This window comes from Halonatronum saccharophilum DSM 13868 (assembly GCF_000517025.1).
In the GTDB taxonomy this organism is placed as follows: domain Bacteria; phylum Bacillota; class Halanaerobiia; order Halobacteroidales; family Halobacteroidaceae; genus Halonatronum; species Halonatronum saccharophilum.
On sequence record NZ_KI912095.1, the window covers coordinates 480,530 to 487,117 of the forward strand.

Sequence of the window (6,588 nt, forward strand, 5' to 3'; positions counted from 1 at the left end):
ACAAAAAAAACCTTCTTTTTTTAATAAAATTTTTATTTTATTCCGGGCCAACCAATTTTAAAGCTTATTAAATCATTTTTCAGTCACTAGCTAGAATCTAAAAACTAGCTACTAGCCTCTGCTGACAACTGAGTAACCTCAACCTCTTGCCACTTTTGACCTCTAAACCTGATTATACAAACTATAGCCCTAAACCACTCATCTACTACCAAAGCATTTGCAACCATAAATAATAAAACCCCAGCTTATATAGGATAAGCCGGGTTAGAATAAGCTATCAGCTTAAGGTTTTAAAATCTAAAAAGTTCTAATGATCTAGATGATTAACAAATAATAGCTTAATTATTTACAAGTCCGTAGTAATGTACACCAAGACCTGAGATCTCATGGTCAATATCTAAGCCTGGAATTCCTATCTTACCATGAATAGCTACAGCTAAATGGGCATCCTCTTTAACTATACCGATCTTAATACCTGCACCAGAAATTGAACTCATTGGCCCATTAAGTCCAACTAAAGCTCTCTCAACACAACGAGTTAGAACTCTTCTATCCTGTATCCCATCATCAATAACTCCACCTTTAACAGCTGCTCCTAAGGTGTTTCTTAAAACCTTATTTTTAAGGGCCTCTCCCTTTCCTCCTGCCCTAGTAATAACAACTTTAAAACCTTCATTAATAAAAGCCTTTACTATTGTATCATCATGCTTATCATCAACCATAGAGAGTGCAATTGCTACCTTACCTAATTCCTTCTTATTATTAAGCTTTATTATATCCTCAACTGTAAAATCACTAATCTTCACTTATTTTCACCCCATCACTCTTATTTGACTATAAATTATAGATTAATTTACCCCTTTTAAAGTATCTTCTAGCTTTTTGGTAAACTCCTCTGCTGCATTATATCCTGTTTTCTTCAATCTATGATTCATAGCAGCTACTTCCATTACCATAGCTAAGTTTCTACCTGGTTTAACTGGAATAGTCGCTTTAGGTATATTAACATCTAATATATCTTCCTCTTCATCCTTAATACCTAAGCGATCATAGTTCTTCTTATTATCCCATTTTTCTAAGTTAATAATTAGATCTATTGCCTGCTCTTCGCGAACAGATCCAGCACCAAAGAGGGTCTTTACATTTATAATCCCTAGCCCTCTTAGTTCCATATGGTGCTTTGATATTTCCGGCGAACGGCCTACTAAAGTATCACGCATTATCCTTCTGAGAATAACTGCATCATCAGCTACCAAACGATGTCCCCTTTTAACCAAATCTAAAGCACTCTCACTTTTTCCAATACCACTACTTCCCATTATCAATAGACCAACACCATAAACATCGACTAAGACTCCATGTTTAGTTATCTCAGGAGCAAAGCTCTCCTCTAAGTAACTTGTTAATCTACTAATAAAACTAGTCGTTGAATAGTCAGTACTTAATATAGGCACCCCATTCTTCTCTGATAATTCAAGCATCTCTTGAATAGGTTCTAACCCTCTAGTAAGGATCAAACAGGGAAGATCATAACCAAAAAACTTATTTAATCTTTCAACCAATAACTCCTTAGGCAGTTCGCTTAGGAATGACAACTCCGTGGTCCCAAAGATTTGAACCCTTTCTGGACTAAAGTAATCAAAAAATCCTGCTAACTCCAACCCAGGTCGCTTGATATCACTTACTGTAATATTTCCATTGACATCTACCTTATTTAATTTCTTTAATTCAAATTTTTTTATCATATCTTCAACAGATATACTTTTCATAGATTCACCTCATAACCTTTGGATTAGAGAAAGCACTAATTAATCAATTTTTTTGTGTAATTCAATCAATTCTTTAATTAAAGTAATCTCAGATCTTGCAGCCATTAAATGGTCTTTAGCATGGAGCAATAGTAAGGTAGGAACAATTCTATTCTCCTTATCATCACTACGCAAGGCTTTAGAATGTACCTTATGCCCTTCATTAAATTCTTTGTCTGCTTCTTCTAACAAATTTTCAGCTTTATCAAAATCTCCTTCTTTTGCAGCCTTTAAAGCATCATAAGCTAAGTCCTTAGAATTTCCTCCGTGCAAAGTAATTTGAAAAGCAATCTTGTCTAAATTAATAGGTTCCATAAAGATTCCCTCCTAAATAAATTTTATTTATTTAATACTCAGAAGAGAAATACCCTTCTAAGTTATTAACTTACTTGGATTTTATAAAAGATCCAAAGATGTTAAGGCAACAGCTAAAGCTCCAATTACACCGACTTCACTTCCTAAATCCGCTGTAACAACCTCTACACCCTCTACTAAAGAAGACATTGCTCTTTTGTCGATAGTTTCAGAAACCTTATCCTTTAAAAGATCCCAAGATTGAGATACCCCACCGCCAACAACTATCTTCTCTGGATTAAACACATTGATCATACTTGCCAAACCAATTCCTAAATAAGTTGCTAGTTGATTCATCAATTCTTTTGCAACTTCATCACCCTCTTTGAAAGCTTGGGCGATAATAGCTCCATCTATTTCCTCGGGGCTATCTACTAATTGAGCTATCTTCGTATCACAGTCTGATTCAACTGCTTCTCTTCCCATTCGAATTAATGCTGTTCCTGAAGCTAAAGCTTCCCAACAACCGTAATTACCACATCCACATTGAACCTTACTATCAGGAATTAAAGTTATATGGCCAATCTCTCCAGCTCCATCACCAACCCCATGATAAATATCTTTATTTATAATAATACCTCCACCAATACCTGTACTTACTGTAATATAAAGCATATTATCTGCTCCCTTACCTGCACCAAACCACTTCTCTCCTATAGCTGCTGCATTAGCATCGTTCTCTAAAAAGATTGGTAGATTTAAATCACTTAATTCTTCTATTATATTAAGGTTATCAAAGTCAAGATTAGGAGTACTTTTAATTATACCTTCTGAGATATTTAAAGGACCTGGAACACCTAAACCAACTCCTTTCACCTCAGAAAGGTCTCCATCAATCTCCTTTATAACTTCATAGACTGTATCCTTTATTCTTTGAATAACTACATCTTTACCCTTTTTTGCTTCTGTATCCTTTCTTACTTTAGCTAAAATATTTCCTTCTAAATCTGCAATTGCAGTTAATATTTTAGTACCACCTAAATCAACACCTATTACATAGTCTTTTGTCAAGACAAACACCTCCGTTTAAGATCAGTTTACAGTTTACAATTTATAGTGTATAGTTAAAATCAAAAGAGAAGAACTTTTTGATCTTTACTCTTATAACTATCAATTTTCAATTATCAACTTTTAATTAACTAAAGTCATAAGGGCCATTGACCTCTTCAATAACACCTTGTTTTACTAAAAGATTTAAAGTTGCATTGTTTGCCATCAATGCTACCCCTCCCATAAATAAAGTTGGTAGACCGAAGGTTATTACTATATTGATAGTTCCAAAAACTAAAATATTAAAAAATATCAATAAAGTAAAGAGTATATTCTTTACTGTAAATACAAATGCATACCCAAATATATCCCTGATTCTAGCTTTTCCCAACTTATCCAACTCCATCATTAGCGGAAATATGTATAACACAATAACACTTAAAAAAATCGCTAAATATATAAATAACGGGGCCAACAACCTAAAAAAAGTATTATCTACTTTTAAATAAAAGTAGAAGTTGACACCTACAATTATGTAAAGAAGTATTATCAGCCAAGTTATTACTGAAGATTTAATCAGGTACTTTTTAATCCCTATGAAGAGATCTCTAATCCTAAATTCTTCATAATTAACTATTCTATTACTTACATAAAAGGAAGCAGCCGTTATTGGTCCAATAAGGAAAAAAGCTAATATAATTGGGATATAATAATTGGCTTGAATCCAAAGAGGAGTAGTTATTAAAAATACCCCTGCTCCAAAGAACCAGAACATACTTATCAATAATATAGAAAATATATTTTGATAGATTTCTTTATAACTTTTTTTTATCAAAGCCCAGGATTTCATACTTTGCCACCTTTCAATAGATAGCCATAATTCATCAGCCATCCGTTCTTAGCTAAAAACTTTAAAAATCACTACAGATAAGCCTACTTAAATAGTTTATTTCTACAAATTAATTTTATTTCCTTTATTTTTATTTGATTAATTGACTCCTAGTTCCTAGCCTCTGGCTAATAGCTAGTAACCAAGAGCTAATAACAAAGATTTAAAAAACTCTCTTTAACCTATCATTTTTCGTAACACCGGGGATTCTTCCTCTCTTAGCTATAGGTTTACCATCTATCTCTTTAATATCCATAGTCATATTTATGGCTTTAGCCCCAGATATATAACTACCAACTCCAAAACCATTAACACCTAAGCCATCCATCTCTTTGATCCTCTCAGGTGTTAATCCTCCTGAAACAAAGATATCTACATAATCAAAACCACCTTGATCTAATCTAGCCCTTACCTCTTTAACTAAGCCAGCTGTTACTCCACCTCTTTCTGAAGCTGTATCTAAACGGATTCCATCTAGATTTTGTTTCAGGTTCTCAGCCAACCTTAATGCCTCAACACCTTCATCTTGAAAGGTGTCTACTAAAATAATTCTTTTCTCATCCTCAGGCATAAGGTCGTGATAAGCTTGAGCAACTTCTAAAGTATCACCTACAGTCAAAATTAAAGCATGAGGAACAGTCCCTGAAGGCTCTAGTCCACCAAGTTTGGCCCCTAGGATACAGCTAGCTCCATCAGCACCACCAATTAAAGCAGCCCTCTCCATCACTGGAGCTACTGCAGGATGGAGGTGGCGTGCACCAAAACAAAGCATAGGCTTATCACCAGCTGCTTCCTTACACTCTTTAGTTGCCGTAGCCCATCCACTAGAGCTAGCTAAGGTTCCTAAGATAGCCGTCTCAAAGATACCAAAATCATTATAATCACCTTCAACTCTCATAACAACCTCTTTTTTGCCAATCTCACTTCCTTCTTCTAAAGCCCAAACCTTAACATCCTTTTTTCTTAATAGGTTTAGTGCCTCATCAACTCCGGCTAATACCCCTTTAGATCCAGCAAAAACTTCAGCAACGACCTTAGTTTTCTCTAAACCTAACTCTTTTAATATCTCTCGTGTCTTAATAAAATAGATATCGGTAGTAGCACCATATTCAATCTCTTCATGGGTAGCAGAAAACAAAACTCTATCTTCATCTACTTTGAGTTGAACCACATCTGATAAATCCTTCAATTCTTTATCTAACATATTCTATCTTCCTTCCTTCAATTTATTATCAAATCACAATAAACACTAAATCTGATTCATTGCAAATCTAAAGACACCTTAATTATTTATGAATTAAAACTTATAATTTTCAAGAGATAAATCTAACTCTCACTATATTATTTTTCTAAACTAATTGTTATTATCCTGCATTAAAGTAGGGTTATTTTTCAAAACTAATTAAAGATTATATCTTTAACCCCAAAAATATATTATTGAAACCTTAAGTTTAATGATCAAAATTGTTAAGAATCTCTTCAAATTTCCCCTTAAATTCTCTTCTCAACTCTTCTTTATACTCATTAGAGATAAATGCTGCATTAACACCATTTATTATTAATTTTAAAATGTCATTTAACTCAAAATCGAAATTATTGTATAAATTTATATATTCTTCACTCAAAGTCAAATTGGAAACTCTCAAGTTATCAGTATTAACTGTAACAGGAATACCTAAGTTATAATATTCTCTAATAGGATGCTCTTTAATACCTTCTACAACCTTTGTTTGTAAATTGCTAGTAGGGCATACTTCTAAAGGAATCTCTTTTTTTATTATGTAATCTAAAACTCTTTTATCCTCTCTAATCCTTACTCCATGCCCAATCCTCTCTGCACTTAAAGAATTGATGGCTTCTTTAACACTGTTTGCCCCAGCTGCTTCTCCTGCATGTACTGTACGGTGTAGTCCACCTTCCTTGGCTATTTTGAAAGCTTCTTTATGTAATTGTGGAGGATAGTCACCCTCATTACCAGCTAAATCTAAAGCAACTACACCATTAGATTTATACTCAAGGGCCAACTTCGCTACCTCAATACTCTTACTTGGATCTTGATCTCTCATAACAGAAAGGATCAGATTAGCTTTTATATTGTAATCCTTCTCTCCTCTTTTCAGCCCTTCTAATACTGATTCTACAACCTCTTCCTTACTCAGCTTTTCTGTATGGAGTAATGGAGCAAATCTAACTTCTAAATACTTAAGATTATCCCTTGCTCCATCCTCTACCAACTCATAAGCAACCCTAGATAAAGCTTCTTTGGTCTGCATTATCATTAAAGGGATCTTAAATTTACTTAAATACACCTTTAAAGACTCACATTCTTTATCAGCTTGCAAGTAATTTTTCAATTCTCTGGGCTTAGTACTAGGTAAATCTACTCCCTGATCTTCTGCAAGTTCTAATACTGTTCCAACTCTTAACGACCCATCTAAATGAAGGTGCAACTCAACCTTTGGCAAAGATTTAATTAGATCTTCCATCATATCACTCCCTCGTATAATATTATTAAGATATTTAATTTTTAATCTTGATTTTTGGGCT

Annotated in this window: 8 protein-coding genes; all 8 read right to left on the bottom strand. The window is 33.8% G+C overall.

Going from position 1 to position 6,588, the window contains the following annotated elements:
- Window positions 1-104: 104 nt before the first annotated feature.
- Window positions 105-227, bottom strand: coding sequence for a hypothetical protein (locus HALSAC_RS17665; protein WP_281172340.1), 123 nt, complete (start codon window positions 225-227; stop codon window positions 105-107).
- A 111-nt stretch (window positions 228-338) separates the two neighbouring features.
- A complete protein-coding gene (locus HALSAC_RS0109520) occupies window positions 339-806 on the bottom strand; it encodes a HutP family protein (protein ID WP_027340068.1) in 468 nt (155 codons plus the stop codon).
- 42 nt (window positions 807-848) lie between these two features.
- A complete protein-coding gene (gene hprK / locus HALSAC_RS0109525) occupies window positions 849-1,769 on the bottom strand; it encodes an HPr(Ser) kinase/phosphatase (RefSeq protein ID WP_027340069.1) in 921 nt (306 codons plus the stop codon).
- Between the two features lie 39 nt (window positions 1,770-1,808).
- Window positions 1,809-2,123: a PTS sugar transporter subunit IIA gene (locus tag HALSAC_RS0109530; RefSeq protein ID WP_035571579.1), complete on the bottom strand. Its 315-nt coding sequence runs from the start codon at window positions 2,121-2,123 to the stop codon at window positions 1,809-1,811.
- An 81-nt stretch (window positions 2,124-2,204) separates the two neighbouring features.
- Window positions 2,205-3,173 carry an ROK family protein gene (locus HALSAC_RS0109535; protein ID WP_027340071.1) on the bottom strand — a complete coding sequence of 323 codons (969 nt, stop codon included), beginning with the start codon at window positions 3,171-3,173 and terminating at the stop codon, window positions 2,205-2,207.
- Between the two features lie 124 nt (window positions 3,174-3,297).
- Entirely contained in the window at window positions 3,298-4,044 is a 747-nt protein-coding gene (locus HALSAC_RS0109540) for a YesL family protein (RefSeq protein WP_245579452.1), read from the bottom strand.
- Between the two features lie 160 nt (window positions 4,045-4,204).
- Window positions 4,205-5,245 (bottom strand): nicotinate phosphoribosyltransferase, encoded by a 1,041-nt coding sequence (locus HALSAC_RS0109545; RefSeq protein WP_027340073.1) that lies wholly within the window; start codon window positions 5,243-5,245, stop codon window positions 4,205-4,207.
- Between the two features lie 247 nt (window positions 5,246-5,492).
- The gene (gene add, locus HALSAC_RS0109550) at window positions 5,493-6,530 is read right to left on the bottom strand and encodes an adenosine deaminase (RefSeq protein ID WP_342666862.1); all 1,038 of its coding nucleotides are present in this window, start codon (window positions 6,528-6,530) and stop codon (window positions 5,493-5,495) included.
- Window positions 6,531-6,588: the final 58 nt, after the last annotated feature.